Raw genomic sequence first — 26,444 nt, 5'->3', positions numbered from 1 at the left:
CCGGATCTGCGGGGGACACAGCGCCCTCTCAAAATTTTTCGAGCGGACGGCCGACCGGATTGTCCGGACTTTCTTGCGGCTCGGGCGTGTAGTAGCCGGCGGCTTTCTTTGCCGCGATTTCCACATGCGCGTCGGCTGGGATCATGTCGTCGGGGATAGGCACGCGTTCGACGATTTCGATGCCCTGGCCGGTCAGCGCGTCGTGCTTCATGTCGCTCATGGATACGAAGCGGTCGATCCGCTTCAGGCCGAGCCAATGCACCACATCCGGCATCAATTGCTGGAACCGGGCGTCCTGCACGCCGGCGACGCATTCGGTGCGCTCGAAATACTGGGCCGCGGCATCGCCGCCTTCCTGACGCTTGCGCGCGTTGTAGACCAGAAACTTCGTGACTTCGCCGAGCGCGCGGCCTTCCTTGCGATTGTAGATGATGATGCCGAGACCGCCGGTCTGGCCGGCGCGCGCGCATTCCTCGATGCCGTGAATGAGGTACGGACGGCAGGTGCAGATATCAGAACCAAACACGTCGGAGCCGTTGCACTCGTCATGCACGCGGCAGGTGATCTTGGTGCGGTGGTCCGGCAGCTTGGTAACGTCGCCGAACAGATAGGCGGTCGTGCCGCCGATCGGCGGCAGAAAAACCTGCAGATCGGGCCGTGTCACCAGTTCCGGAAACATGCCGGCGGTCTGCTCGAACAATTGCCGGCGCAAATTGTTTTCGGTGGTCGCGAAGCGCTCGGCCAGGCCCGGCAGGTACCACACCGGGTCGATCGCGATCTTGACCACGGAGACACTGCCGTTCTTGTGCACGAACTCGCCGTCGTGCTTGAGCCGTCCGGCTTCGATCGCCGCCTGCAACTCGGGCAGGTCAAGGCGCGCGCGGGTGATGGCAATGCTCGGGCGGATGTCGATGCCCTCGGCGATTTCGGTTGCAAAATTTTCGGCGGCGAGATGTCCCCAGGGATCCAGCGAAACGATCCGCTGCGGATCGGTCCATTGCGGAAACGGCCCAATGGTTTCGGCGGGGTGGGTGTTGGTGAGATCCGGGCGCCGGATCGGATCGAGCGCGCCGGAGGAGACGGCCAGTGCCCGATAGACTGAATAGGAGCCGCCATGGGTGCCGATGACGTTGCGGTCCTGCGGGCGCGACACCGTTCCGATCACCGGTCCGCGCTCACGCGCGCTGGCGGCGCCCCAGCTGATTGGAAAGTTGAGCTTGGCACCCGGAGCCGGGTGCGACGTAATGCGAATATGATCAACCCGATTGGAACGAGTCATCGCTACGAACCCTGAAACGGCGACGGCCCGCCTGGACAGACGGGCCTGGTCACACCAACGTTAAATTCAGCAGCGGTTGCAGCTGAGAGAGCAATATAATCAAATCTTGGCCGATTACAACGGCGATCAGAACGCGCCACGGAGGCCCTCCCGGCCTGTTAACCTTTTGGGTGCGGTGCCGCGATGCCTGTTCTTTTGCCCCCGCGGTATTGCAGGGCAGATATCGGCATCGGTCGATGCCTCCCGACTTTACGATCCCGTGTTTCGCGGCGAAGGTGACGTTCATTCGTCAACATCCGCACCGCCAAGGAGGCAGCCATGCCGTCAGTCGATCTCAATTCCGATCTTGGCGAAGGGTTTGGGACATATCGCTGCGGTGATGATGACGCCATGCTCTCCATCGTCACCTCGGCCAACGTGGCCTGCGGGCTTCATGCCGGCGACCCCGAGGTGATGGCGCGGACGTTTGCCGTCGCGCGCAAGCGCGGCGTCGCGGTGGGAGCCCATCCCGGGTTTCCGGATCTGTGGGGTTTTGGTCGCCGCCGTCTCCCGTTCTCGAATGGCGAGATCGAAAGGCTCATCGCCTACCAGATCGGCGCGGCCATGGCGCTTGCGGCTTACGCCGGTCATCGCATCACCTATGTGAAGACCCACGGCGCGCTCGGCAACATCGCCTGCGAGGAACGCGACGTTGCGGACGCGGTAGCGCGGGCGGTTCGGGCGGTCGATCCTAATCTGGCGTTGCTGGCCATCGCGGTGACGGAGCTGGTCGCGGCCGGTGAAGCCGCGGGACTTGAAATTCATCAGGAGATCTATGCCGACCGTGGTTACACCGAAACCGGGCAATTGATCCCGCGCGGTCAGCCCGGCGCAATGATCGAAGGCGCTGAAGAAGCTGCCGCGCGCGTGCTCGCGATGGTGCAGGCGGGGGCGGTGATCACCGCAAGCGGCAAGCATTTGCCGACACCGATCCGTTCGATCTGCGTTCATGGCGATTCCGACCATGCGGTTGCGACCGCCAGCCTCGTGCGCGCGCGATTGGAAAAGGCCGGTGTTACGCTGAAGCCGTTCAAGCCGATGGCCGCATGACACTGCAGATCGATCCGCGCTTTCTCGACGCGGGGGAAGCCGCCCTCGTCGTCGAATTCGGTGACACCGTTGATCCCGTGATTAACGACAGGGTGCTTGCCCTCGACGCGGCTTTGCGTGCCGATCCTCCGACAGGAACGCGTGAATTCGTGCCGACCTATCGCTCGCTGATGATTCACTATGATCCGCTTGGGATCGACAGGGAAACGCTGGTTGCCATCGTGCGCCGTATGATGACGGGTCTTACCGAATGGCGGGGCGAGGGCACCATTTGGACGTTGCCTTGTTGTTACGATCCCGCGCTGGCCGAGGACCTCGACGAGGCCGCCAGGATTCTCGGCCTCACGCGGGATGACGCCGTTGCTTTGCATACGAAGGCGACGTATCGCGTCTATATGTGTGGTTTCACGCCTGGCCAGATCTATCTGGGCGGCGTACCCGAGCAGCTGAAGATCTCGCGCCGCGCGACCCCAAGACCGCCGCATCCGGCCGGTGCGGTGTCGATCGGAGGTGGTCTTGGCACCGTGGTGCCGTTCGTGATGCCGACCGGTTGGTATGTCATCGGCCAAACGCCGGAGCGCCTCTTTGCCGCGGAACGCCAAGACGCCTTTCTGATCCAGGCCGGCGATCTCGTGCGGTTCGAACCGATCGATCTCGCGACATTTCGCGATCTGGCGCAACGCGCCGGGAGCGGCGAAATCGTTGCCCGCAAGCGTGCCGCATGAGGGCTGACGCTTCGGAGGCGATCCTTCGCATCCTGTCGGCCGGGCCGGGTGCAACGCTGCAGGACGCCGGCCGGCACGGCTATCTGCGCTTTGGTGTCACTGCCGCAGGCCCGATGGATCAACTGGCGCACGCCACGGCAAACCTTGCGGTCGGCAATCCCGCGGGCGCAACCGCGATCGAAGTATCCGTCGGTGGGTTAGAGGTGACCGCTGAATCTGGACCGCTCTGTGTCGCCGTTGCCGGCGGCGAATTCTCGCTCAGCCTCGACGGCAGGTCGCTCCCACCGGCGGTGGTACTCAATCTGGAGGCAGGCGCCGTGCTGAAAATTCGCGCCGGCGGTCGCGGCTCCTGGTGCTATCTGGCGGTGGCGGGCCGCTTTATCGTGCCAAAGGTGCTGGGCTCTCACGCCACCCACACGCGCACCGGCTTTGGCGGCGTGAATGGCCGCGCGCTTGCCGCGGGCGATCGTCTCGCCATCGAGCGATCCGCTTCTTCGACATCGTCGCTGAGCGCCATCGCAGCACCATGGCTCGACCGTCCCCTCGACACCATTCGCGTGGTCCTAGGCCCTCAGCACGACTACTTCGCCAACGACCAGATCGCCGCGTTTCTTGCCGGGCCCTGGACGGTCTCCGCCAAGGTCGATCGCATGGCGTATTATCTTGACGGACCCCGGCTGACGCACGCGCGTGGCTACAACATCGTGTCTGACGGGATCGCCATGGGGGCGATCCAGGTGCCGGGAGACGGCCGTCCGATCGTTCTGATGGCCGATCGCCAATCAACCGGCGGTTATCCGAAGATTGCAAACATCATCGGTCCCGATCTTGGCCGGCTGGCGCAGGCGCGACCGGGAGCGGTGTTCAGATTCGCGGCGGTCACGATCGGACAGGCGGTCGAAGCGCGCCGCAGCGAGGCCGCGTTGCTGGCGCGCGGCATTGTCGTCGAGCCGCTGACGCGCACCGAACTCAGCTCCGAATTTCTGCTCGGCCTCAATCTGATCGACGGTGTTGTCGGCGCTGAGGCCTCCGGATGAGGCTCCGGCCATCAACGGGGTTCAATGCCTAAGCGCCGTCCCGGTCCAGGGCGCGGCTCGCCTGCCGGACTTCGTTCAGGAACGCCTTGGCCAAACGCGACAGAGGCTCCGCCTCAGACCACAGCATATACGCCACGGCCACGGTTTTCGGCGTGAAAGGCCGGACGATAAGGCCCTGGCCGCCGCCCTGGCGCGGCGAAAACGGATCGACGACCGCAGCGCCTACGCCGGCGGCCGCGAGCACGCAGGCCGTATTGCAGTATCGCACTTCGACGGTCGGCTGGAACGGCGCGCCGGCTTGCGCAAAACTCTCGCGCACGGCTTCACCCAATCGCGTACCGCGCTCCAGCCCGATGAAGGGCAAGCCGACGAGGTCGGTGGCTGAAATGACCGGCCGTTCGGCCAGCGCATGGTTCGGCGGCAAGACGCAGACCATTTCGCCGGTGTGAACCACCTCGTGCGCGATGCCGGGATGATGTGAAAGCCCAAGCGCGAAGCCGAGTTCTGCGACCCTGCTCGTGACGCCGTCGATGATACCCTCGTAGCGCCGTACGTCGAAGAAGACGCGCGTCTGCTGACGGCGGCGCAGGAAGTCCGATAGAGCGTGTGGAATGATGCTGTAGGCCAGCGGCGGCGTCGCCACGATCGATAGAAGGCCGGTGCGGCACTCCCGCAAATCGCGCACGCGATTTTCGAGCTTGGCGTGCAGCGCAAAGATCGCTTCACTTTCCTTGTAGAGCGTCATCGCCTCCGATGTCGGGAACAGCCGGTTGTTGACGCGCTCGAACAGGGCGAAACCCGCCTGTGCTTCCATCGCCTTGAGCGCATTGCTGATCGCCGGCTGCGACAGCGCCAGTTCGTCGGCCGCCGCGACCGTGGTCCGATGGCGGATGACCGCCCGCAGGATCTCCAATTGGCGCAGGTTCATATAACCACCGGTTATTGTCTCGGTGAAAATATCATAGCACGAGTGATTGCGTTTTGGCCCGCGCTTTCGCGTAACCACCTCTGCATCGGGGCGTTGCCGGAGCGGGCTTGTCCGCCTCCTGCGTAAGCAATCCGCTCAGATTGGAGGCAATGTTGGTTCGAGTTCTCCGCGCCGCCGCCGCTCAGATGGGGCCGACGCAAAAAGCGGATCCGCGAGAGCATACGCTTGGCCGGATGCTGGAACTGTTGGAGGCGGCCGCGGCGAGTGGCGCAACGCTGGTGGTTTTTCCCGAATTGGCGTTTACGACCTTCTTCCCGCGATGGCTGATCGAGGGTGAAGCGCTCGAGCATTATTTCGAGCGCGGCATGCCGAATCCGGCCGTGCAGCCCTTGTTCGATCGCGCCCGGGCGCTGCGGATCGGCTTCTATGTCGGTTATGCCGAGCTGACCTCGGATGGTCAGCGCTTCAATTGCTCCATCCTGGTCGATGGCGACGGCGAAATTCTAGGCCGCTATCGCAAGGTGCATTTGCCGGGTTCGGTCGAGCCGCGGGCCGGCGCACGCTACCAGCAGCTCGAAAAACGCTATTTCGAATATGGTGATCTCGGATTTCCTGCCTTTCGGGCGGGGGAGGATTGGCGCCACGCGATCATGGGCATGATGATTTGCAACGATCGCCGCTGGCCGGAAGCCTGGCGCGTGTTGGGCCTGCAGGGCGTCGAGCTGGTGTGTATCGGCTACAATTCCGCGGCCTACGATCCCAACGGCGGTGTTTCCGAAGATGCGGCGCTGCGTACCTTCCATTCAAAGCTCGTAACGCAGGCCAACGCTTACATGAACGCGACCTGGGCGATCTCGGTCGCCAAGGCAGGGAACGAGGACGGCTCCGGACTGATCGGCGGCTCCTGCATCGTCGATCCGAATGGCCGGATTGTTGCAGAGGCGCAGACGCTCGCGGATGAAATCGTGGTCGCCGACCTCGATCTTGATCTCTGCCGCCAAGGCAAGGACAAGATGTTCAATTTCGCCGCGCATCGGCGGCCGGAGCAATACATGGCTATTACGGAGCGCGCGGGCGTCGTCGAACCGGCTGATCTCGATGCGATTTAACATGCTGCGTCCAGTCGCGGCCGTGGGCCGAAGGAGCTGATATGACACGCCTCTGGTACTCCGCTGGTTTCGCCGCCCTCCTTGCCACTACAACTGCGCAGGCCGCCGAACTGCCCGAAACGATCAAGCAAGCGGGCACGTTGCGGCTGACGGTCAATTCGACCTACGCGCCCATGGAGTACCGCGATCCGACGACGAACCAACTCGTCGGGCTCGACATCGATCTCGCGAACGAGCTTGCGAAACGCCTCGGCGTGAAGATCATCTGGAGCGAAACGCCGTTCGCCGAGCTCATCCCCTCATTGCAGACCAAGCGCGCGGATTTCATCATCAGCGGCATTTCGGATCGCGCCTCGCGGCGCGAGACCGCTGATTTCATCGACTATCTGGCGACAGGTCCGCAGTTCTTCGTCCTGGCTGAAAATGCGGCGAAGGCCGCCATCGATCTCTGCGGCAAGAAGGTTGGAACGACGCGCAGCACCAGCTTCCCGATCGAGATCGAGAAGTGGAGCAAGCAGAACTGCGAAGCGACCGGCAAGCCCGCTGTGCAATATGTTCCGGGCGAAAACAGCATCGATGTCCGCAACCAGCTCAAGCAGGGCCGCATCGACGCCGCGGTGCAAGGCAGCGAAACCTTGCCCTACGCCCAGGCACAGGAGGTCGGGAAATACCGCGTTATCGGTGAGCCGTTTTCCACCGGCTATCAGGGCATCATGTTCCGGAAAGACGATGTGGCATTGCGCGAGGTGGTGACGGAGCATCTCGCCGCGATGATGAAGGATGGATCGTACAAGGCCATCCTCGAGAAATGGGGGCTCGGTGCGAACGCGGTCGCCCAGCCGATGATGAATGCGGCCACGCAATGAGAACGGCGCCCGCGCTGGCCGGAGGCTTCCCCGACATCTCCGGCATGACGGTCGCGCGTCAGGTGCATTGGCAGCGATGGCTTGCCGCGGCGGCTATTCTCGTGGTGCTGGCTGCGATCGGTCGCGCCTTCGTCAACGGTCAGATCGAATGGAGCTATGTCGGTCGCTTTCTGACTGCGAAGGCGATCCTCGAAGGCATCGTCAACACCATGGTGATGGCGGTGCTTGCGATGACCCTTGGCATCGTGCTCGGCGTCGTCGCCGCGATCATGCGGCTGTCGCCCAATCCAGTGCTCAAATCGGTCGCAGCCGGCTATACGTGGCTGTTCCGCGGCACACCGCTGATCCTGCAACTGCTATTGTGGTTCAACATCGCGCTGGTGTTTCCGACGATCGGCATTCCCGGCCTGTGGGAGGCCCGGGCGGTCGACGTCATGACGCCGTTCCTTTCAGCCCTTCTCGGTCTCGGCATCAATCAGGGCGCCTATACGTCCGAAGTGATGCGGGCGGGCATGCTGTCGGTCGACGTCGGACAATATGAGGCCGCGCAGGCGATCGGCATGGGACGGTTGCGCGCGCTGCGCCGGATCATTCTGCCACAGGCGATGCGGGTGGTGACCCCGCCACTCGGCAATGAGTTCATCGGCATGGTGAAGGCGACGTCGCTGGCGAGCGTCATTCAGTATCCGGAGGTGCTGCACGCCGCGGAGAACATCTATTACGCGAACTCGCGCGTGATCGAACTCCTGATCGTCGCTGGCTCGTGGTATCTGCTCGTCGTGTCAATTCTGACGCCTCTGCAGATGCTGCTCGAGCGCCGCTTCGCGCGTGGCGCATTGCAGATCACCCGATGACCCAACCCCTCGTCGCCATCCGATCGGTCAGCAAGAATTTCGGGGAGTTTCAGGCCCTGAACAAGGTCTCGCTGGACGTCCGGGCAGGCGAGGTGCTTTGCCTGATCGGTGCGTCAGGGTCGGGCAAGACGACGCTGCTGCGTTGCATCAACCAGCTTACGCCGGTCGACAGCGGCGGCATCTGGCTCGATGGCGAGCTGCTGGGCGTGCGGGAAGAGGGCGGGCGGTTGCATCGCCTCACCGAGCGGCAGGTCGCGCGCCAGCGCCTGAAGACCGGCATGGTGTTCCAGCGCTTCAACCTGTTTCCGCACAAGACAGCACTGGAAAACATCACCGAAGGTCCGGTGCAGGTGCAGGGCCGCAACCGGGCTGAGGTGCAGGCGGAGGCGATGGAACTGCTGCGGCGCGTCGGGCTGGTGGCGAAGGCCGATGCCTATCCCTCCCAGCTTTCCGGCGGGCAGCAGCAGCGGGTGGCTATCGCCCGTGCGCTCGCCATGAAGCCGATGCTGATGCTGTTCGACGAGCCCACCAGTGCGCTCGATCCCGAACTGGTCGGAGAGGTGCTCGGCGTCATGAAGGAGCTTGCCCGCAGCGGCATGACGATGATGGTGGTGACGCACGAACTCGGCTTCGCGCGCGAGGTCGCCGACACCGTCATCTATATGGACCATGGCGCGATCGTGGAGTCCGGGCCCGCTGCCGAAGTTCTCGGCGCGCCCCGTGAAGTGCGCACAAAATCGTTTCTTTCCGCGGTGATCTGATGGGGACATTTTCATGATCAAACGTATTCTTGCAGCGGCGTTCCTCTGTGCCGCCGATAGCTCAGCGATGGCGGTCGAGTTGCCTCCGGAAATCGCAAAGCAGGGCAGTATCAAGGTCGCCATCGTGCCGAACTATCCCCCGCTGGAATTCAAGGATCCGGCGACCAACACGCTGGCCGGTTTCGATGTCGAACTCGGCGAGGCGCTCGGCCGCAAGCTCGGACTCAAGATCGTCTGGCAGGAAACCAGTTTCGACCAGATGATGCCCGCGATTGCGACGGGGAGGGTGGATGCGATCCTGTCCGGGATGACCGACATGGCAAGCCGGCAGGATACGGCGACCTTTGTCGACTACCTCCGCAATGGTCCGCGCTTCTTTGTGCAGCAATCGCGCGCCGCCGAGTTCAAGGACACGAAGGCGTTCTGCGGAAAAAAGGTCGGCGCCAGCCGGCGCACGTCGTTTCCGAAATTGATCGCCGCCTGGAGCGATGCGAATTGCGGCGGCAATCCGATCGTATACGTCGGCACCGAAGGCTCGGCCGATGCCCGGACCCAGCTCAGGCAGGGGCGGCTCGACGCGGCCGTTCAGGGCGGCGAGACGCTTCCCTACATCATGGACCTCGAGCCTGGGACTTATGTTCCGGTCGGCGAGGTTTTCGCGGTCCAGTTCACAGGACTTGCTTTGGGTGTGAAGGAGACGGTGCTTCAGCAGGCGTTCGTGGAGGCCCTCGACGGCTTGATCGCCGACGGCTCCTACCGCGCGTTGCTGGCGAAATGGAAATTGACCGACTACGGCGTAGAAAAGGCGATGATCAATGCAGGACAGTAAAGCACTCGCGAGCATTCCGCTGGTACCGGCGAACACCGCGCCGATGGCGCCGGAGTATCCCTGGCCCAAACCCTATACCTCGGCGATGTTCCTTTCCTTCGACGTCGACGCGGAGAGCGCCTGGACCAGCAAGGACGCAGCCCATGCCCAGCGCCTGATCACGATGAGTTACGGTGGCTACGAGGCGCGCGTCGGCACGCCGAAACTGCTGGAACTGCTCGATCAGCTTGATCTGAAGGCGACGTTCTTCATCACCGGCTGGTCTGTCGATGCGCATCCCGCGATGGCCGAGGCCATTCTCAAGGCCGGCCATGAGATCGGCCATCACGGCTATCACCATTTGCTGCCGGATCCGGGCGATCCCTGGATCGAGGAAGAACTGGAGCGGGGTTTTGAAGCGCTGAAGCGTCGCCTTGGTGTCAGGCCGACCGGCTATCGGGCGCCTTACGGCGAATTCACCGAAGAACTGCGCGTGGCGCTGGTGCGCCACGGCATCGTCTATACCTCCTCGTTTAGGGACGACGTGCGGCCTTACCGCCATCAGCTGGCGGATGGCCGGCCGGGCACGATCGAGCTTCCGGTGACCGCAAGCTATGACGACTGGATGCACGGCCTGTCTGCCCGGTTCAGCCCACGGCCGATCTTTCCCAAGGAGCATGTGCTCTCGATCTGGAAGGATGAGCTCGACGAGGTCAGGGATTGGGGCGCGATGGTGACGACCGTGCTGCATCCGCAATGCAGCGGTCGCCCAATGCGGCTGCGCCTGCTGCGGGAATTTCTCACCTACGCCAAATCCTGCCCCGATCTGTGGATCACGACCGGCGAGGCGATCGCGGCAAATTACAGCCGTCACGAAGCCGCCAGCCGCTGAGAACCGCACCGATTGAATATCCGCCGATTGATTGTTCCAGGAGTTCTCGATGCTTGTTTCCCGCCGCTCACTGTTGAAGGCTGCCGCCGCGGCGCCGGCGCTGTCGCTGCCGGGAATCGTGCGGGCGCAGTCGCAGACCACACTGCGCTTCATTCCCGTGATCGATCTGACCTTCATCGACCCGATCTACTCCACGGCGCAGGTCTCCCGTAACCATGGATTCATGGTCTACGACACCCTCTACGGCATGAACTCGGCGCTCGAGGTCTCGCCGCAGATGGTGTCTGGGCACGTCGTCTCCAATGAAGACCAGCAATGGGATCTCACGTTGCGCGACGGCCTGCTATGGCATGACGGCGAGCGCGTGCTGGCGCGGGATTGCGTCGCCAGCATTCGCCGATGGGCGGCTCGCGACGGATTCGGCGCCGAACTGATGGCGGCGACGGATGAATTGTCGGCGCCGGACGACCGCACCATCCGCTTTCGGTTGAGCCGGCCTTTCCCTCTGTTGCCCGCGGCGCTCGGCAAGGCGGCGATCCAGGCGCCGTTCATGATGCCCGAGCGGCTGGCGAGCCAGGATCCGTTCAAGCCGCTGACCGAGGTCGTGGGCAGCGGTCCTTTCCGTTTCGTGGCAGACGAGCGGGTGCAGGGCGCGCGCAATGTGTACGCCCGCTTCGATCGCTATCAGCCCCGTCAGGATGGCAAGCCGGATTGGACCGCCGGTCCCAAGATCGTTCACTACGACCGCGTGGTCTGGACGACGATGCCGGATGCGGCGACAGGGGTCGCTGCACTGCAAACGCGCGAACAGGATTGGCAGGAAACGACGCCGCACGATCTGCTGCCGGTGCTGAAGCGTACCGGCGTCACCACGCGGATCCTCGACCCGCGAGGGTACACCTGCATGTTGCGGGTGAACCATCTGCAGCCGCCATTCGACAATCCGGCTATCCGCCGCGCGCTGCTCGGCGCGATCGACCAGTCCGCCTTCATGACGGCGGTTGCGGGCGAAGATCCCGCCTATCAATCCGCGCCGATCGGCTTCTTTGCGCCGGGTACGCCGATGGCAAGCGATGTCGGCCTGAACGTGTTTCGCGGGCCGCGCGACATGGCGAAGGTCAAGGCCGATCTGAAAGCTGCCGGTTATAATGGTGAGAAGGTGGTGCTGCTCGTCCCCACCAATTCGCTGGCACAAAAGCCGCTCGGCGACATCGCCGCCGACATGCTGCAGCAGGCCGGCATGAACGTCGAATATGCCGGGCTGGATTTCGGCCTGGTGTTGCAGCGGCAGTTGAAAAAGGATCCTGTCGCCCAGGGCGGCTGGAGCGCGGGCGTCGGCAACTGGCAGGGCATCGATTGGCTCAACCCGGCCGGCAATTCGAACCTGCGCGGCGACAGCAAAGTGGCCGGCTGGTACAAGAGCGAGAAGATGGGGGCGCTCCGAAGCCAATGGCTCGCCGCCGCCAATCTGGCCGAGCAACAGCGGATCTGCCGCGATATCCAGGCGTTGTCGTTCGAGGAAATTCCTTATTTCCCGATCGGTCAGTATAAACAACCGACGGCCTACCGCTCTGGTATCACCGGGATCCTCGACGGCACGGCCGTGTTCTGGAATGTGAAACCCGCATGAGCACGATCGCGATCTTCGGCAGCTATGTGTTGTCACGCAAAGACGGTGCGCAGGAGGTGCTGCGCGATCATTGGGTGCTGCTCGAGGGCAAGCGGATCGCCGCCGTCACGCGCGACCGCCCGTCCGCCACCGAGGTGTTCGACCGACCGGGCCGCTTCGTGCTGCCCGGGCTTTTGAACCTGCACAACCATTGCTTCAGCGAAGCCGTCGCCCGGACCCATACGGAGGACGGCAACGGTCGCAAGAACAACCAGAGCATCGTCTATACGGTGCTGCTGCCGCTGACCAAGCGGGGCGCCGACATACTGTCGCCTTCGGAACGGCTCGCCATCGCACGGCTCGGCATTCTGCAATTGCTGAAGGGCGGCGCCACCACGGTCATGGAGCCGTTTCGCAACACCATCCCTGAAATGTTCGACGCCGCCGAGGAGATGGGCATCCGCTTCTATGGCGCGCCGTATTTGTTCTCCACGTCGGACGCCAAGGCCGGGCCGGACGGCGTGGTGCGCTACGCCGGTGATGACGGCAAGGCCGATATGGATACCTGGAACGCGCTGTACCATCGCTGGAATGGGCGAGGCGATGGGCGGATCGGCCTTGCGATGAGCCCGCACGCGACCGACACCTGTGGTCCGGATCTGCTGCGGGCGTGCGCCGCCCGCGCACGCGAGCTCGGCGTTCCCATCACCACCCATCTCGCACAAAGCCAGGCCGAAGTCGCGACGATCGGCAGCCGTCACGGTGGTCGCACGCCGGCCGAGTATCTCGACTGGCTGGGCCTGCTGGCGCCAGACCTTCTGGCCGCGCACTGCATCGCGAGCACCGATGGTGATTTGAAGCTGATGGCGGCGAGGGGCGCCACGGTGCTGAACTGCCCGCGCGTGTTTGCGCGCGCTGGCGTCACCGCGGCGTTCGGCCGGTTTGCCGGGCACGGCGTGCGGACGGTGGTCGGAACCGACGGCTACAACATGGATCTGCTCGGCGAACTCAACGCGGCGTCGATGATCTCGAAGATCGTGTCTGCTCGGCCCGACGTCGCCAATGCACCCGAATTGATCGAGTCGGTCACGGCAACCGCGGCCGCGGTCATCAAGCGACCGGATCTCGGGATCATCACCCCGGGCGCAACAGCCGACCTCACCGTCGTTGATTTGACCCATCCCCATCTGCAGCCGCTGTTCGATCCGCGGCGTGGGCTGGTGGCGCTTGGCAATCGCGCCAATATCGACCAGGTCATTGTTGACGGGCGTGTGCTGATCGATGGCGGCCAATACATTCATGGCGACGAGGCCGCGACGATCTCGGCTGGAACCGCGGCGATCGGCAAAATCTGGGATTTGCCAGAAGCCCAGGCGGCCTTTAGTGGCTGACGTCCCGTCGACACACGCGCAATGTTGGAGAGGCGAGACGCGCTCCCGCCGCTTCCTTCACTGTCTTATCAGGAGTTAGCAATGCCTTTCGACTTGATCCTGCGCGGCGGCCGGGTGGTTGACCCATCCCAAAAACTCGACGCCGTGACGGATGTCGCCTTCGCCGGCGGCAAGGTGGCCATGGTCGGAAACGAGCTCAAGGCCGATCCCGGCACCGACGTGCGCGACGTCTCGGGTTACATCGTCACGCCGGGTCTGATCGATCTGCACACCCATGTTTATTGGGGTGGCACCTCGCTGGGCATCGACGCCGAAGAATTCTGCCGTACTTCGGGCGTCACCACGGCGGTCGATACCGGCAGCGCCGGCCCGGGGAATTTCGCAGGCTTCCGCAAGCATGTGATCGAGCCGAGCCAGGTCCGCATTCTCGCTTATCTGCACGTTTCGCATGCCGGCATCTTCGGCTTCTCGCATCGGGTTATGGTCGGCGAGAGCGAAGAGCTCCGGCTGATGAATCCGATCGACGCCGCCACAGTGGCGGATCAAAATCGTGATCTCATTGTCGGCATCAAGGTGCGGGTCGGTCTTCACGCCTCGGGCACTTCGGGTATCGTGCCGCTCGACATCGCGCTTGAGGTCGCCGAACAGGTCGGCATGCCGCTGATGGCGCATATCGACCATCCGCCGCCGAGCTACGAGGAGGTGCTCGCCCGCCTGCGTCCGGGCGACGTCCTCACCCACGCATTCCGGCCGTTTCCCAATACGCCGGCTACGGCCCAGGGCACGGTGAAAAGGGCGGTTCTCGAGGCGCGCGAACGCGGCGTGTTGTTCGACATCGGCCACGGCAAGGGCTCCTTCGCCTTCAAGACCGCCCGGGCGATGCTCGCCAACGGTTTCTATCCCGACACCATCTCTTCGGATGTCCATCTGTTGTGCATCGACGGCCCAGCGTTCGATCAGGTGACGACCATGTCCAAGTTCCTCTGCATGGGAATGCCGCTCCCTGACGTGGTCGCGGCTTCGACGGTCAATGCCGCGATGGCGCTGCGGCGTCCCGAACTCGGCAGCCTCAAGCCGGGCAGCGCCGGAGACGCCACCCTGATCTCGATCGCGCAAGGTCAGTTTGACTATGTCGACGTCATCGGCGAGCATCTGATCGGCGACCGCAAGATCGTCTCCGAAGGCGTCGTCATTGGCGGTCGCTGGTGGCACCCGAAACCGTCGGAGAAGTTCAGGCAACTCGCAGCAGGTTGATCGGCCCTGGATGATGCATCGCTCGAAGATGTGATCGCTCGAAAAATGTTTCTTCGTTCATGATCGACCTGACTTTTGGCAGCGGAACAACCTGGCCCCGCTGGCATACCATTTGCACGCAAAGGAAGCTGATCGCTATCATCTGATTGGCCTGTTTCACCTCACCGGCGCCGAACCCTCGGCCCATGAAACGGGCGGAATCGTTCATCACAACCCAAAACTGGGGAGAGCACCATGGATCGCAGGACGCTGTTGAAGGGATTTGCGGGGGTGGGCAGCCTGGCCGCAACGGCTGGCTTGTCGATGCCGGCCCTTTCCCAAGGCGCCGCGGCGCGCACCTTGCGCTTCGTGCCCCAGGCCAACCTTGCGAATTTCGACCCCATTTGGGGGACCCAGTATGTCGTGCGCAACGCCGCCGCGATGGTGTGGGACACCCTCTACGGCGTCGACGCGGCGCTGCAGCCGCAGCGCCAGATGATCGAGTCCGAGGAGACCTCCGATGACGGTCTGGTCTGGACCTTCCGGCTCCGGCCGGGGTTGAAGTTCCATGACGGCGAGCCGGTGCGGAGCAAGGATGTGGTGGCAAGCCTGACGCGTTGGTCGGCTCGCGATCCGATGGGACTGATGCTCAAGGCGATCCAGAACGAACTGGTCGCCGTCGACGACAGGACCTTCAAGTGGTCGCTGAAGGCGCCTTATCCGAAAATGCTGCTGGCGCTGGGCAAGAACAGCACGCCGATCGCCTTCATCATGCCGGAGCGCATCGCGCAGACCGATCCGTTCAAGCAAATCCCCGACTATATCGGCTCGGGCCCGATGAAATTCGCGAAAAGCGAGTGGGTGCCCGGCGCCAAGGCCGTGTTCGAGAAATTTGCCGATTACACGCCGCGGCAAGAGAAAGCGTCCTGGCTGGCCGGCGGCAAGCAGATGCTGATCGACCGCATCGAATGGGTGGTGATCCCGGATCCCGCTACGGCGGCCGCAGCACTTCAGAACGGCGAGGTCGATTGGTGGGAGAATCCGATCACCGATCTGGTGCCGTCGCTGAAGAAGAACCGCAACATCAACGTCGACATCGCCGATCCACTCGGCAACATCGGCTCGTTCCGGATGAACCATTTGCATCCGCCCTTCAACGACGTGAAGGCGCGGCGCGCCGTGCTCACCGCGCTGAGCCAGGAAGATTACATGCGCGCGTTGGTTGGAGATGACCCCGCGCTCTGGAAGCCGCTGCCGGGCTTCTTCACGCCGGATACGCCGCTCTACAGCGAGGCGGGCGGCGAGGTACTGAAGGGCAAGCGCGACCTCACAGTGGCCAAGAAGCTCTTGGCCGAGAGCGGTTATTCGGGACAGCCGGTCACTTGCCTGGTGGCGCAGGATCAACCGATCACTAAAGCGTTCGGCGATGTCACCGCCGATCTTCTGAAGCAGATGGGGATGAACGTTGATTTCATCGCAACCGACTGGGGCACGGTCGGTTCCCGCCGCGCCCAGAAGACGCCTCCGGGTCAGGGAGGCTGGCAAGTATTTCACACCTGGCACGCCGGCGCGGATTGCGTCAATCCGGCCGTCTACAATGCTGTTCGTGGCACTGGCGACAAGGCGTGGTTTGGCTGGCCCACGAGCGAGGCCGTGGAAAAGGAAGTCACGGCCTGGTTCGGCGCCAAGAATCTCGACGAGGAGAAGGCCGCGGTGGGGCGCCTCAACAAGGCGGCGCTCGAGGACGTCGTCTATGCGCCGACCGGCTTCTTCCTGAGCTATACGGCGTGGCGCAAGAATGTCTCCGGCATCGCGAAGGGGCCGCTACCGTTCTTCTGGGGCGTGTCGAAGACGGCATGATGGGACAGTGAAGCGACATGCTCTCGTATATCCTGCGCCGTATTCTCTCGACGTTGCCCGTAATGGGGATCGTCGCGCTGTTCGTCTTCAGCCTGCTTTACATCGCGCCGGGCGATCCGGCGGCGGTGATTGCAGGTGACCAGGCAAGCCCCGCCGACGTCGAGCGGATACGCCAAAGCCTCGGACTCGACCGGCCGTTTCTGGTCCAGTTCAGCAGCTGGCTATGGGATATCTTGCACGGGAATCTCGGCACCTCGATCTTCACCAATTTGCCGGTCGCCAAGATGATCGCGCAGCGGATCGAGCCGACATTCTCGCTGATGGCGATTACGCTGGTCCTGACTATCCTTGTCGCGGTTCCGCTCGGCGTGGTGGCGGCATGGAAGGCGGGAAGCTGGATCGACCGCACCATCATGGCCTTTGCCGTGTTCGCCTTCTCGCTCCCGGTCTTTGTGGTCGGATACGTGCTTGCCTATGTGTTCGCGCTGCAGTTCGAATGGCTTCCGGTGCAGGGCTATACGCCGCTATCCAATGGCGTCTGGCCATGGTTCCAGAATCTGATTCTGCCGGCACTTGCCCTCGGCTCCGTCTACATCGCGCTGATCGCGCGCATTACCCGGGCCTCGATGCTCGAGGTGTTGCAGCAGGATTATGTCCGCACCGCCCGCGCCAAAGGCCTTGACCAGCGCAGCATCCTGTTCATTCACGCGCTGAAGAACGCGGCCGTTCCCATCGTGACGGTGATCGGTATCGGTATCGCGCTTTTGATCGGCGGCGCTGTGGTGACCGAAAGCGTGTTCGCCATTCCGGGCCTTGGACGGCTCACGATCGACGCGATCCTGCGCCGCGACTATCCCGTCATCCAGGGCATCGTGTTGCTGTTCAGCTTCCTCTATGTGCTGGTCAACCTGATGGTCGACGTCACCTACACCCTGGTTGACCCGAGGATCCGCTATTGACCGTCCTGGAAACCAACACGCTACGGATACCACCGGGTCTTGTGGTCGCGCCGCAATTGCCGGATCTGCTGTCGCCGGTCAAGATTCGTCGCGGCGTCCTCGGTTTCCTGCGCAACCATCCGACGGTGGCGATCGGCGGTGCTTTGCTCGTCTGCCTCGTCCTGGTCGGAATCTTTGCGCCTTATCTCTGGACCGTCGATCCGACCGCGATCGCGCCCGCCAAACGCACGCGCTTGCCTTCCGCGGACTACTGGTTCGGAACTGACTTGCTCGGCCGCGACATCTATTCACGCGTGATCTACGGGGCGCGGGTCTCGCTCACGGTCGGTCTTTCGGTGGCGATACTGGCATCGCTGGCCGGTCTCGCCATCGGTCTTGTTTCCGGGTTCGTGCGATGGGCCGACGGCATCATCATGCGGTTCATGGACGGGCTGATGTCGATCCCGCCGATCCTGCTTGCGGTTGCGCTGATGGCGCTGACGCGCGCCAGCGTCGGCAATGTGATCCTGGCGATCACGGTAGCCGAGATCCCGCGCGTCTCGCGCCTGGTACGCAGCGTCGTGCTGTCGCTGCGTGAACAGCCCTACGTGGACGCCGCGACAGCTTCCGGCACGCGAACGCCGATGATCATCCTGCGCCACATCCTGCCCAACACGCTGGCGCCGATGCTGGTTCAGGCGACCTATATCTGCGCCAGCGCCATGATCGTGGAGTCCATATTGTCCTTCATCGGTGCCGGCACGCCGCCCACCATTCCCTCCTGGGGCAACATCATGGCCGAGGGCAGGGCGCTGTGGCAGGTCAAACCCTACATCGTATTCTTTCCCGCCGCGTTCCTGTCCGTCACCGTGCTTGCCGTCAATCTGCTCGGTGACGGCCTGCGCGATGCGCTCGATCCGCGCATGGCCAAGAGTCTTTGATCTGATGGCATTGCTCGAAGTCGAAAATCTGCAGACCCATTTCCGGACCCCCGAGGGCATCAACCGCGCCGTGGACGGTGTTTCCTTCCATGTCAATGAGGGCGAGACGCTGGCCATCGTCGGCGAATCCGGTTGCGGCAAGTCGGTCACCTCGATGTCGCTGATGCGGCTGATCCCCGAGCCTCCCGGCAAGATCGCGGGCTCGATTCGTTTCCAGGGCAAGGATCTGCTGCAACTCTCCGAGCGCGAAATGCGCGCCATCCGCGGCAACGACATTTCGATGATCTTCCAGGAGCCGATGACGAGCCTCAATCCGGTGCTGACGGTCGGTCGTCAGATCGGAGAAACGCTGCGCATGCATCAGGGGCTCGACAAGCAGGCCGCGGAGGCCCGCGCCGTCGACATGCTGAATCTGGTTGGCATCCCGGAGTCTGTACGGCGCGTGCGCGAATTTCCGCATCAGCTTTCCGGCGGCATGCGCCAGCGCGTGATGATCGCGATGGCGCTGGCCTGCAACCCAAAACTCCTGATCGCCGACGAGCCGACCACGGCGCTCGACGTCACGATCCAGGCGCAGATCCTGCAGTTGATGCTGGACCTCAAGCGCCGGGTCGGTGCGGCGATCATTCTGGTTACCCATGATCTCGGCGTGGTCGCCGAAATCGCCGAGCGCGTCATGGTGATGTATGCCGGCCGCAAGGTCGAGGAGGCGCCGGTGGCCGAACTGTTCCGCTCGCCGCGTCATCCCTATACGCAGGGCCTGCTCGGCGCGGTGCCCAAGCTCGGCTCTTCGTTGACAGGGGCCGCGCGGCGTCTCGCCGAAATCCCGGGCCAGGTGCCCAGCCTCAAAGGACGGATCGAGGGCTGTGTGTTCGCGGGGCGGTGCACACTGGCGACCGATCTCTGCCGGCAGGTCGCGCCAGGTCTTGAAGAGAAGGGCCCCCGCCATATCGCCGCCTGTCATTATGCCGCCAAGGAGGCGGCCGCGGCATGAACGCGCCACTGCTCCAAGTCCCGTTGCTGCAAGTCAACGATCTCAAGAAACATTTTCCGGTCCGCGGCGGTTTGTTCAGCCGCAGGTCCAAATGGGTCTATGCGGTGGACGGCGTGTCCTTTGAGGTCGCGCGTGGCGAGACGCTGTCGCTGGTCGGCGAGTCCGGTTGCGGCAAGTCGACGGTCGGCCGCGCGATCTTGCGCCTGTTCGACATCACGGCAGGCCAGGTGGTGCTCGATGGCCAGCGCATCGACGATGCGTCACCCGCAGCCTTGCGCAGCATGCGCCGCCGCGTGCAGGTGGTGTTCCAGGATCCGTTCTCCAGCCTCAATCCGCGCATGCGGGTGCGCGACATCCTGGCCGAGCCGATCCGTAATTTTGGCCTCGCCAAATCTTCCGCCGAACTCGAGACCAAGGTTGCAGCGCTGATGGACACCGTGCGCCTGCCGCGCGACGCGCTGGGCCGCCGGCCCCACGAATTCTCGGGCGGCCAGCGCCAGCGCATCGGTATCGCCCGGGCACTGGCGGCGGAGCCCGAACTGATCGTCTGCGACGAGGCGGTCTCGGCGCTCGACGTCTCGGTCAAGGCGCAGATCGTCAACCTGCTGCAGGATCTGCAGCGCGAGTTCGGCCTCGCGCTGCTCTTCATCAGCCACGATCTGGCGATCGTCGAGCACATGACGCACCGTGTCGCGGTGATGTATCTCGGCAAGATCGTCGAGATGGCGCCCAGGCAGCAGATCTTCACCGCGCCCAGGCATCCCTATACCAGGGCGTTGCTGTCGGCCGTGCCGGTGCCGGAGCCTGGGGCGATCCGTAACCCGATCATCCTGAAGGGCGACGTGCCGAGCCCGATCAATCCGCCGAGCGGTTGCCGATTCCACACCAGGTGTCCATACGTGTTCGATCGCTGCCGGACCGAGGAGCCGAAACTTCGCTTGGGTGGCGACGACCAGTGGGCCGCGTGTCATCTCGACGCACTGCCGGTCTAATTCCGCGGCGGAGTCCGCGAGGGCTCTAACCATCGAAGTCCGTTTGCCTGCGCTGATTTGACTGTCCCGCGATCCCCGCGCAGACTCGTGAGGCGGAGGCGGCTGGGCCTCGGTCGCATGGGTTATGTTCTCCGAAAGTCTTCATGAATCGTCTGGCAAATTTGAAGCGGTTGGGATTCTTCACGCGCCTTCTCGACGACGTTGGTCCGGCGGAACGATATCGCCTCGCGGCAGCGCAGATCGTCCACGCGGAAACAGCAGGTCTTGATTCCGCATGGATCGCTCAGCACCATTTTCATGAGAGTGAGGGCGGGCTGCCGGCGCCCTTTGCTTTTCTCGGCTTCGTCGCGGCACAGACATCCCGCATTCGTCTCGGCACCGGCATCGTTACCCTGCCGCTGGAAAATCCCGTACGGGTGGCGGAGGACGCCGCGGTCCTCGACCTGTTATCAAACGGCCGTTTTGAGCTTGGTGTCGGCACCGGCGGAAACCCGTCAGCCTTTGCAGCCTTTGGGCTGGACAGTGTGCAACGCGCGGAGATTTTCGCTGATAACCTCGACATCGTCCGTAACGCACTGGCCGGCGCGCCGCTGGCCGGCGGCGATACGCTCTATCCACCGAGGCCGCAACTGTGCGACCGGATCTGGCAGGCGACCTTTTCCGTCAGCGGCGGGACGAGGGCCGGCAAAGCGGGCGACGGCCTGCTGTTGTCGCGAACGCAGCCACGATCAAGGGAAGCTCCCCATGCGTCGCTTGCCGAGATTCAGCATCCCATCATCGATGCCTACCTCGACGCACTGCCGCCGGGGCGCGAGCCCCGGATCATGGCGTCACGCAGTGTCTTTGCCGCGGACGAACGTGAGGAGGCGCTGCGACTAGCCGACATCGGATTGCGGCGTGCGCGCGCGAGTTTCATCGCAGGCGGTCATGCCCCGCCGGGAGAGGCGTTGAGCGACATGATTACCGCATTCGATACCCATGTCGGGACGCCTGACGATGTCATCGCCTCGCTGCGCGCCGACAGCATTTTGGAGCGGGTGACCGATCTTGTCTTTCAGGTGCATTCGATCGATCCGCCGCATCCGTTCATTCTGCGATCGATCGAGTTGATCGCCGAAGCGGTCGCGCCGGCATTGGGATGGACGAAAGGGCCTGCTGCTGCGGGTCCAAACACAAAACTACGAAAACAACCCCATGCAAAGTAGAATGGGTCACGGTTCGCGGTACTCGGATACTTAGGTCCGAGGCATGAAATCAGCAAGGCAGCGCGCGTCCGTCAGGCATCAACCGCCACCTTCAATGCCTCGGCGCGGATCTCTTCCACCAGCCTTTCCTTCAGCTGGACGAATTCGGGCGCGGTCTTGATCTTGTAGGATCGTGGGTGGGGCAGATCGACCGCGATCTCGGCCTTGATGCGGCCGGGGCGGGCGCTCATGACGATGACGCGGCTGCCGAGGAAGATGGCCTCCTCGATGTCGTGGGTGACGAACAGCACGGTTTTCTGGTCGCGCTCCCAGATGCCGAGCAGCATTTCCTGCATCAGCACGCGGGTCTGATTATCGAGTGCGCCGAACGGCTCGTCGAGCAGCAGGATCTTGGGATCGTTGGCAAGCGCACGCGCGATCGCCGTGCGTTGCTGCATGCCGCCGGAGAGTTGCTTCGGCCAGTGATTTTCAAAGCCAGACAAGCCAACCCGTTGAATAAATCCATCGGCGATCTTGCCGCGTTCGGCCTCGGAAATTCCGCGCTCGCGCAGCCCGAACGCGATGTTTTCGCGCACCGTCAGCCACGGGAATAGCGTGTAGGATTGAAACACCATGCCGCGATCCGCGCCGGGGCCCGTTACCTCCTGCCCGTCGAGAATGACGCTGCCACTGGTCGGCCGGTCGAGCCCGGCGATGATACGTAGCAGCGTGGATTTTCCGCAGCCCGAGGGGCCAAGGATGGTGACGAAATCATTGTTGCCGACATCAAGATTGGTCGGTTCCAGCGCCCGTGTCGGCGCATTGCCCTGGCGCGCAGGGAAGGTCCGTGAGACCTGATCGATCTTCAGCGTGGTCACGCTAGTCTCCACGGAAACAGCCAGGCGTTGAAGGCCTTGAACAGGAAATCCGAGACGAGGCCGATCAGCCCGATGACGATGATGCCGAAGATGATCTGGCCGGTGTTGAGCAGCGCCTGGCTGTCGGTGATCATGTGGCCGATGCCTGACGATGAGCCGATCAGTTCGGCGACGATGACATAGGTCCATGCCCAACCCAAAACGAGCCGGAGAATTTCCGCGATCTCGGGAGCGGACGAAGGCAGCAGGACGCGGCGGATGATGCCGCTGTCGCCAGCACCAAGCGTGTAGGCGGCTTCAACGAGATCGCGCCTCGTGTTGCCGACGTTCACGGCGATCATCAGGATGATCTGGAACACCGAGCCGATAAAAATCACCAGCAGCTTTTGCAGTTCGCCGATACCGGCCCACAGAATCAACAGCGGGATGAAGGCCGAGGCGGGCAGATAACGGGCGAACGAAACGAACGGCTCGAGAAAAGCCTCGATCGGTTTGTAAGCGCCCATCAGAACGCCGAGCGGCACCGCGATGATGGCCGCCAGCACGAAGCCGCCGATCACCCGCCATATCGTCATGCCGATATCGTACAGGAAGCCGTGCTTCGTCAGCAGTTCCCAGCCTTCCTGCAGCATGGTCAGCGGGTTGGCGAGAAATGTTTTCGAAACATAGCCGCCAAACGTGGCCCATGCCCACAGGGCAACGAACAGGACGAAGAACGCGAAGCCATAGGCCACGCGCTGCTTCGACGTCACGGGATCCAGGGGTCGTATCACAGGACAAATTCCTCAAAGCGGTGCGCCGATAGCGGCAAGTCCCGCTTCCACAGAAGCGGGACCGGCGCGTCGCCGACCGGGAGTCTACTTGATGAAGCTCGCGTCAAAGAGGTCGTCGGTTTTCGGGATCGATTTGATGATACCGATCTCGAGCAGCAGTTCTCCAGCCTCCTTGGTGAAAGCCTGGAACTCGCCCGCGAAGAATTTCTGGTTCGCAGCCTTGTCCTGCCAGCGCAGATATTTTGCCGAATTGCCGAACTGCTCGCCGGACTGCTTCACGTCCGATCCCATGATCTCGTACGACTTGGCCTGGTCCTTTTCGATCAGTGCCACGGCCTCGAAATAGCTGTCAGCCAGTGCTTGCGCGGCCTTCGGATTGTCGGTCAGGAATTTCGGCGTGCAACCGAACGTGTCCATGATCATCGGATAGTCGAGCGTGGTGGCGATGATCTTGCCCTTGTCCGGGGCAGCACGCACCGTCGAGAGGTAAGGCTCATACGTCATGGCCGCATCGTTCTGGCCGGCCACGAACGCCTGGGCGGCGGCGGCGGGCTCCAGGTTCACCACGGTCACGTCCTTGACCGTGAGGCCGTTCTTCTTGAGCATCCAGGCCAGGGTGAAATAGGGAGCGGTGCCGGGCGCGGACGCTGCGACCGTCTTGCCCTTCAGGTCCTTGATCGCGGCGACGTCGTTTCGCGTGGCCATGCCATCGGCGCCGTAGCTCTTGTCGAGCTGGAAGATCTGCTTGGTCGCGACGCCATTGGCATTCCAGGAAATCCAGGTTTCCACCGTGGTTGCCGCGCACTGGATGTCACCTGACGCAATGGCCAGGTGCCGGTCCTTCTGCGGGATCTTCTTGATCGTCACGTCGAGGCCGTTCTTCTTGAAGATGCCGGCCTGGTTTGCGAGCGTGAGCGGTGCAAAGCCGGTCCACCCCGAGATGCCGATGCCGACCTTCACGTCCTGTGCGACGGCTGGTGCGGACACCAGGAGAGCTGCGGTTGCGGCAAGCACTCTAAAACTAAAACTAAGCATGGCTGTATCCCTTTTCTGGTTCATGGATTGCGTCTTGCTCGTCTGTGCAGCGTTGCTGCTTTGTAAGTTGCTGCTTTGTTTATTGCTGTTGCATAAATTGTGCCGGATCTTATGCGCATTGATATCCCTCTCAGCCGCCCTTGAAGCGGGCGACCAGTTTGTGGGAATCGCCTGGATAGAGCAGGCGCACTGCCGTCAGTGTCCGTGCACTGCGCCAGGTGTGCCGCTCTATCACGAGGCAGGGCGCACCGATCGCAATATCCAGTGCGGCTGCGGCTTTGTCGTCGGCCACGATAGCGCTGATCGAATGCTCTGCTTCCGTCCATGGGACATGGTGAAGCAACCACGTGCCGGGCGGTTCGATCGCAAAATTGGCCGTGGCGGCTTCGGGTACCGCGTCGAGATCGATCAGCCTGTCCTCGATCGCGAACGGCACGCCGTCGGCGCTGTGGCGACAGGCAATCGCGATCACCTTGCCGGTCTTTCGTACCCCAAGACGCGCGCGGTCGGCGGCGTTGGCGGCACGGCGCGAACACTGGATCAGCTGATAGAAGTAGCTGCGGCCGAGCGCGGTGATTTCCGCGCGGATATCAGGAATCGTCAGGACTGCTGACAGAAATTTGGGGCGGCGTACAAAGGTGCCGGCCCGCCGCCGCCGCTCGATGAGATCGGCTTGGGCCAGTTCCGACAACGCCTTGCTCACGGTCATCCGCGCGCAGCCATAGTGCGCCATGAGTTCGTGTTCGAACGGGATGCGGTGACCCGGCGGCCATTCACCGGTCAGGATGCGGCGTTCGATGTCGAGGCGTATCTGCTTGTACAGCGTCGGCTTGTCGGTTGCATGGGCCTTGTCGCGATCGATCGAGAGGCTCATGCGACGAGCCTTCGAACGGCGGCGTTGAAGGTCTCGCGCGCCTTCTGGCGAAGCCGGTGACGCCCGCCTTCAACGACCTTGCTGCCGCCTGCCCAGACACAGTCGATAGCCCCCGCATTGGCGGCGAAAATCCAGCCGTCGAGGACCGCATCCCGATGGCGCCCGGCGAGCGAGGGATGTGCGGTGTCGAGGGTGACGATATCGGCGCGCGCGCCTGCCTGGATTCCTGTGGTCGGCTGCGCGAGCGCCTGGGCGCCGCCGGCCAGCGCGGTGTCGAACAATGCGCGTCCGGTCGAGATGCCGGGACCGCCGGACAACACATTGCGTTCCCGGTGTTTGAGCCGCTGGCCATATTCGAGCTGGCGCAGTTCGTCGGCGACGCCGACGAGGACATTGGAATCGGTGCCGACGCCGAACCGGCCGCCTGCATCAAGGAATTCGCGCGCCGGAAAAATACCATCGCCGAGGCTTGCTTCGGTGATCGGGCAGAGGCCTGCGACGGCGCCGCTTTTGGCAAGCGCAGCGATCTCAGTCGCGGTGGTGTGCGTCGCATGGATCAGGCTCCAGCGCTGATCGATTGGGGCATGCTCGAGCAGCCACTCGACTGGCCGCCGGCCCGACCAGGCGATGCATTCCTCGACTTCCCTGGTCTGTTCGGCGGCGTGGATATGGACCGGCCCGCCTTCGGCCAACGGCACGATTGCCGCCAGTTCATCTGGCGTCACGGCGCGCAGGCTGTGCGGGGCGATGCCGACATTGGCCCCGAGCAATTCGCGGAGGGCCCACTTTGTAGCGTCAATCAGTTTGGCAAACTGGTCGACCGAACAGATGAAGCGGCGCTGGCCGGCATGGGGCGCGGCGCCACCAAAGGAGCCGTGCGCGTAGAAGCTCGGCAGCAGCGTTAGCCCGATGCCGGTGGCCTCGGCGGCTTGCGCAATTCGCGTCGCCATCTCGGCCGGATTGGCGTAGGGCGTGCCATCGTGGTCGTGATGGAGATAGTGGAATTCCCCGACGCGCGTAAAACCTTGCTCCAGCATCTCGACATAGAGCAGTGTCGCGACGGCTTTGGCATCGTCGGGGGTCATGCTCAGCGCGAAGCGATACATCGTCTCGCGCCATGTCCAGAAGGTATCAGCGGTATTACCGCGTGTTTCGGCAAGACCCGCCATGCCACGCTGGAACGCGTGACTATGCAGGCTGGCTATTCCCGGGATGGCCAGCTGATGTCGTTCATCTTCGGCTTCCGGCGCCGTGCCGACGATAACCTTGGTGATGAGCGCATTGGTCACAACCACTTGCACGTCATCGGCCCACCCGGACGGGAGCAGCGCTGACGCGAAATGCAGAGTGGACATGTTTTCCAAACCGGCTGGACAGAACACCGGCACGATAAT

Annotated in this window: 26 protein-coding genes; 18 read left to right on the top strand and 8 right to left on the bottom strand. The window is 63.2% G+C overall.

What is annotated here, in order from left to right; all coding sequences use genetic code 11:
- Positions 1–28: 28 nt before the first annotated feature.
- Positions 29–1,279, bottom strand: coding sequence for a GTP cyclohydrolase II (locus JQ611_RS18755; RefSeq protein WP_212263698.1), 1,251 nt, complete (start codon positions 1,277–1,279; stop codon positions 29–31).
- 318 nt (positions 1,280–1,597) lie between these two features.
- Between JQ611_RS18755 and JQ611_RS18750 the strand changes: the two genes are divergently transcribed.
- The 3 genes from JQ611_RS18750 to JQ611_RS18740 are packed head-to-tail and all read left to right on the top strand — an operon-like array spanning position 1,598 to position 4,130.
- Positions 1,598–2,368: a 5-oxoprolinase subunit PxpA gene (locus JQ611_RS18750; RefSeq protein ID WP_212466222.1), complete on the top strand. Its 771-nt coding sequence runs from the start codon at positions 1,598–1,600 to the stop codon at positions 2,366–2,368.
- Entirely contained in the window at positions 2,365–3,093 is a 729-nt protein-coding gene (locus tag JQ611_RS18745) for an allophanate hydrolase subunit 1 (protein WP_212389002.1), read from the top strand. The genes JQ611_RS18750 and JQ611_RS18745 overlap by 4 nt, the downstream gene beginning before the upstream one ends.
- Positions 3,090–4,130, top strand: a complete 1,041-nt coding sequence (locus JQ611_RS18740; RefSeq protein WP_212466221.1) for a biotin-dependent carboxyltransferase family protein — start codon at positions 3,090–3,092, stop codon at positions 4,128–4,130. Before JQ611_RS18745 ends, JQ611_RS18740 begins: the two co-directional genes overlap by 4 nt.
- Before the next feature lie 28 nt (positions 4,131–4,158).
- Here JQ611_RS18740 and JQ611_RS18735 read toward each other — a convergent pair whose 3' ends face one another.
- Positions 4,159–5,058, bottom strand: a complete 900-nt coding sequence (locus JQ611_RS18735) for a LysR family transcriptional regulator (protein WP_212263702.1) — start codon at positions 5,056–5,058, stop codon at positions 4,159–4,161.
- 149 nt (positions 5,059–5,207) lie between these two features.
- Here JQ611_RS18735 and JQ611_RS18730 point away from each other — a divergent pair, with 149 nt between their 5' ends.
- From JQ611_RS18730 to JQ611_RS18690, 9 genes are all read left to right on the top strand, one after another.
- Positions 5,208–6,167 (top strand): N-carbamoyl-D-amino-acid hydrolase, encoded by a 960-nt coding sequence (locus JQ611_RS18730; protein WP_212263703.1) that lies wholly within the window; start codon positions 5,208–5,210, stop codon positions 6,165–6,167.
- A 41-nt stretch (positions 6,168–6,208) separates the two neighbouring features.
- A complete protein-coding gene (locus tag JQ611_RS18725) occupies positions 6,209–7,033 on the top strand; it encodes an ABC transporter substrate-binding protein (RefSeq protein ID WP_212263704.1) in 825 nt (274 codons plus the stop codon).
- On the top strand, positions 7,030–7,887 hold the full coding sequence (locus JQ611_RS18720; protein WP_212263705.1) for an amino acid ABC transporter permease: 858 nt from the start codon (positions 7,030–7,032) through the stop codon (positions 7,885–7,887). Before JQ611_RS18725 ends, JQ611_RS18720 begins: the two co-directional genes overlap by 4 nt.
- Positions 7,884–8,648: an amino acid ABC transporter ATP-binding protein gene (locus JQ611_RS18715; protein WP_212263706.1), complete on the top strand. Its 765-nt coding sequence runs from the start codon at positions 7,884–7,886 to the stop codon at positions 8,646–8,648. The genes JQ611_RS18720 and JQ611_RS18715 overlap by 4 nt, the downstream gene beginning before the upstream one ends.
- Positions 8,649–8,664: 16 nt before the next feature.
- Positions 8,665–9,477 carry an ABC transporter substrate-binding protein gene (locus JQ611_RS18710; protein WP_212263783.1) on the top strand — a complete coding sequence of 271 codons (813 nt, stop codon included), beginning with the start codon at positions 8,665–8,667 and terminating at the stop codon, positions 9,475–9,477.
- Positions 9,464–10,348, top strand: coding sequence for a polysaccharide deacetylase (locus JQ611_RS18705; RefSeq protein ID WP_212263707.1), 885 nt, complete (start codon positions 9,464–9,466; stop codon positions 10,346–10,348). The genes JQ611_RS18710 and JQ611_RS18705 overlap by 14 nt, the downstream gene beginning before the upstream one ends.
- A gap of 49 nt (positions 10,349–10,397) precedes the next feature.
- Positions 10,398–11,978, top strand: a complete 1,581-nt coding sequence (locus tag JQ611_RS18700) for an ABC transporter substrate-binding protein (RefSeq protein WP_212466219.1) — start codon at positions 10,398–10,400, stop codon at positions 11,976–11,978.
- Entirely contained in the window at positions 11,975–13,348 is a 1,374-nt protein-coding gene (locus JQ611_RS18695) for an amidohydrolase family protein (protein ID WP_212466218.1), read from the top strand. Before JQ611_RS18700 ends, JQ611_RS18695 begins: the two co-directional genes overlap by 4 nt.
- Positions 13,349–13,429: 81 nt before the next feature.
- A complete protein-coding gene (locus JQ611_RS18690; RefSeq protein WP_212466217.1) occupies positions 13,430–14,602 on the top strand; it encodes an amidohydrolase/deacetylase family metallohydrolase in 1,173 nt (390 codons plus the stop codon).
- Here JQ611_RS18690 and JQ611_RS18685 read toward each other — a convergent pair.
- Positions 14,580–14,810 (bottom strand): hypothetical protein, encoded by a 231-nt coding sequence (locus tag JQ611_RS18685; protein WP_212466216.1) that lies wholly within the window; start codon positions 14,808–14,810, stop codon positions 14,580–14,582. The genes JQ611_RS18690 and JQ611_RS18685 overlap by 23 nt on opposite strands.
- Before the next feature lie 26 nt (positions 14,811–14,836).
- Here JQ611_RS18685 and JQ611_RS18680 point away from each other — a divergent pair, with 26 nt between their 5' ends.
- The 6 genes from JQ611_RS18680 to JQ611_RS18655 all read left to right on the top strand — a co-directional run bounded on the left by JQ611_RS18680 (position 14,837) and on the right by JQ611_RS18655 (position 21,511).
- Positions 14,837–16,441: an ABC transporter substrate-binding protein gene (locus JQ611_RS18680; protein ID WP_212466215.1), complete on the top strand. Its 1,605-nt coding sequence runs from the start codon at positions 14,837–14,839 to the stop codon at positions 16,439–16,441.
- 17 nt (positions 16,442–16,458) lie between these two features.
- On the top strand, positions 16,459–17,400 hold the full coding sequence (locus JQ611_RS18675; RefSeq protein ID WP_212263712.1) for an ABC transporter permease: 942 nt from the start codon (positions 16,459–16,461) through the stop codon (positions 17,398–17,400).
- Positions 17,397–18,320: an ABC transporter permease gene (locus JQ611_RS18670; RefSeq protein ID WP_212263713.1), complete on the top strand. Its 924-nt coding sequence runs from the start codon at positions 17,397–17,399 to the stop codon at positions 18,318–18,320. The genes JQ611_RS18675 and JQ611_RS18670 overlap by 4 nt, the downstream gene beginning before the upstream one ends.
- Before the next feature lie 4 nt (positions 18,321–18,324).
- Positions 18,325–19,314 (top strand): ABC transporter ATP-binding protein, encoded by a 990-nt coding sequence (locus JQ611_RS18665; RefSeq protein ID WP_212263714.1) that lies wholly within the window; start codon positions 18,325–18,327, stop codon positions 19,312–19,314.
- A complete protein-coding gene (locus JQ611_RS18660; RefSeq protein ID WP_212466214.1) occupies positions 19,311–20,306 on the top strand; it encodes an ABC transporter ATP-binding protein in 996 nt (331 codons plus the stop codon). The genes JQ611_RS18665 and JQ611_RS18660 overlap by 4 nt, the downstream gene beginning before the upstream one ends.
- A gap of 143 nt (positions 20,307–20,449) precedes the next feature.
- Positions 20,450–21,511 (top strand): putative FMN-dependent luciferase-like monooxygenase, encoded by a 1,062-nt coding sequence (locus JQ611_RS18655; protein WP_212466213.1) that lies wholly within the window; start codon positions 20,450–20,452, stop codon positions 21,509–21,511.
- Positions 21,512–21,582: 71 nt separating this feature from the next.
- On the opposite strand, the gene JQ611_RS18650 is transcribed toward JQ611_RS18655, so the two are convergent.
- The 5 genes from JQ611_RS18650 to JQ611_RS18630 form a co-directional block, all read right to left on the bottom strand.
- Positions 21,583–22,368 (bottom strand): ABC transporter ATP-binding protein, encoded by a 786-nt coding sequence (locus JQ611_RS18650; RefSeq protein WP_212388988.1) that lies wholly within the window; start codon positions 22,366–22,368, stop codon positions 21,583–21,585.
- A complete protein-coding gene (locus JQ611_RS18645) occupies positions 22,365–23,138 on the bottom strand; it encodes an ABC transporter permease (protein WP_212263784.1) in 774 nt (257 codons plus the stop codon). The genes JQ611_RS18650 and JQ611_RS18645 overlap by 4 nt, the downstream gene beginning before the upstream one ends.
- Positions 23,139–23,225: 87 nt before the next feature.
- The gene (locus JQ611_RS18640) at positions 23,226–24,176 is read right to left on the bottom strand and encodes an ABC transporter substrate-binding protein (protein WP_249133268.1); all 951 of its coding nucleotides are present in this window, start codon (positions 24,174–24,176) and stop codon (positions 23,226–23,228) included.
- A 130-nt stretch (positions 24,177–24,306) separates the two neighbouring features.
- On the bottom strand, positions 24,307–25,050 hold the full coding sequence (gene hutC, locus JQ611_RS18635) for a histidine utilization repressor (RefSeq protein ID WP_212388987.1): 744 nt from the start codon (positions 25,048–25,050) through the stop codon (positions 24,307–24,309).
- Complete coding sequence (locus tag JQ611_RS18630) at positions 25,047–26,405, bottom strand: formimidoylglutamate deiminase (protein WP_212466212.1); 1,359 nt, start codon at positions 26,403–26,405, stop codon at positions 25,047–25,049. The genes hutC and JQ611_RS18630 overlap by 4 nt, the downstream gene beginning before the upstream one ends.
- Between the last annotated feature and the right edge of the window lie 39 nt (positions 26,406–26,444).

Origin of the sequence: Bradyrhizobium sp. AUGA SZCCT0182, assembly GCF_018130185.1 — a bacterium.
Classification (GTDB): domain Bacteria; phylum Pseudomonadota; class Alphaproteobacteria; order Rhizobiales; family Xanthobacteraceae; genus Bradyrhizobium.
Note: the sequence above shows the minus strand (reverse complement) of the source record. Positions and strands in the feature narration are given on the sequence as shown.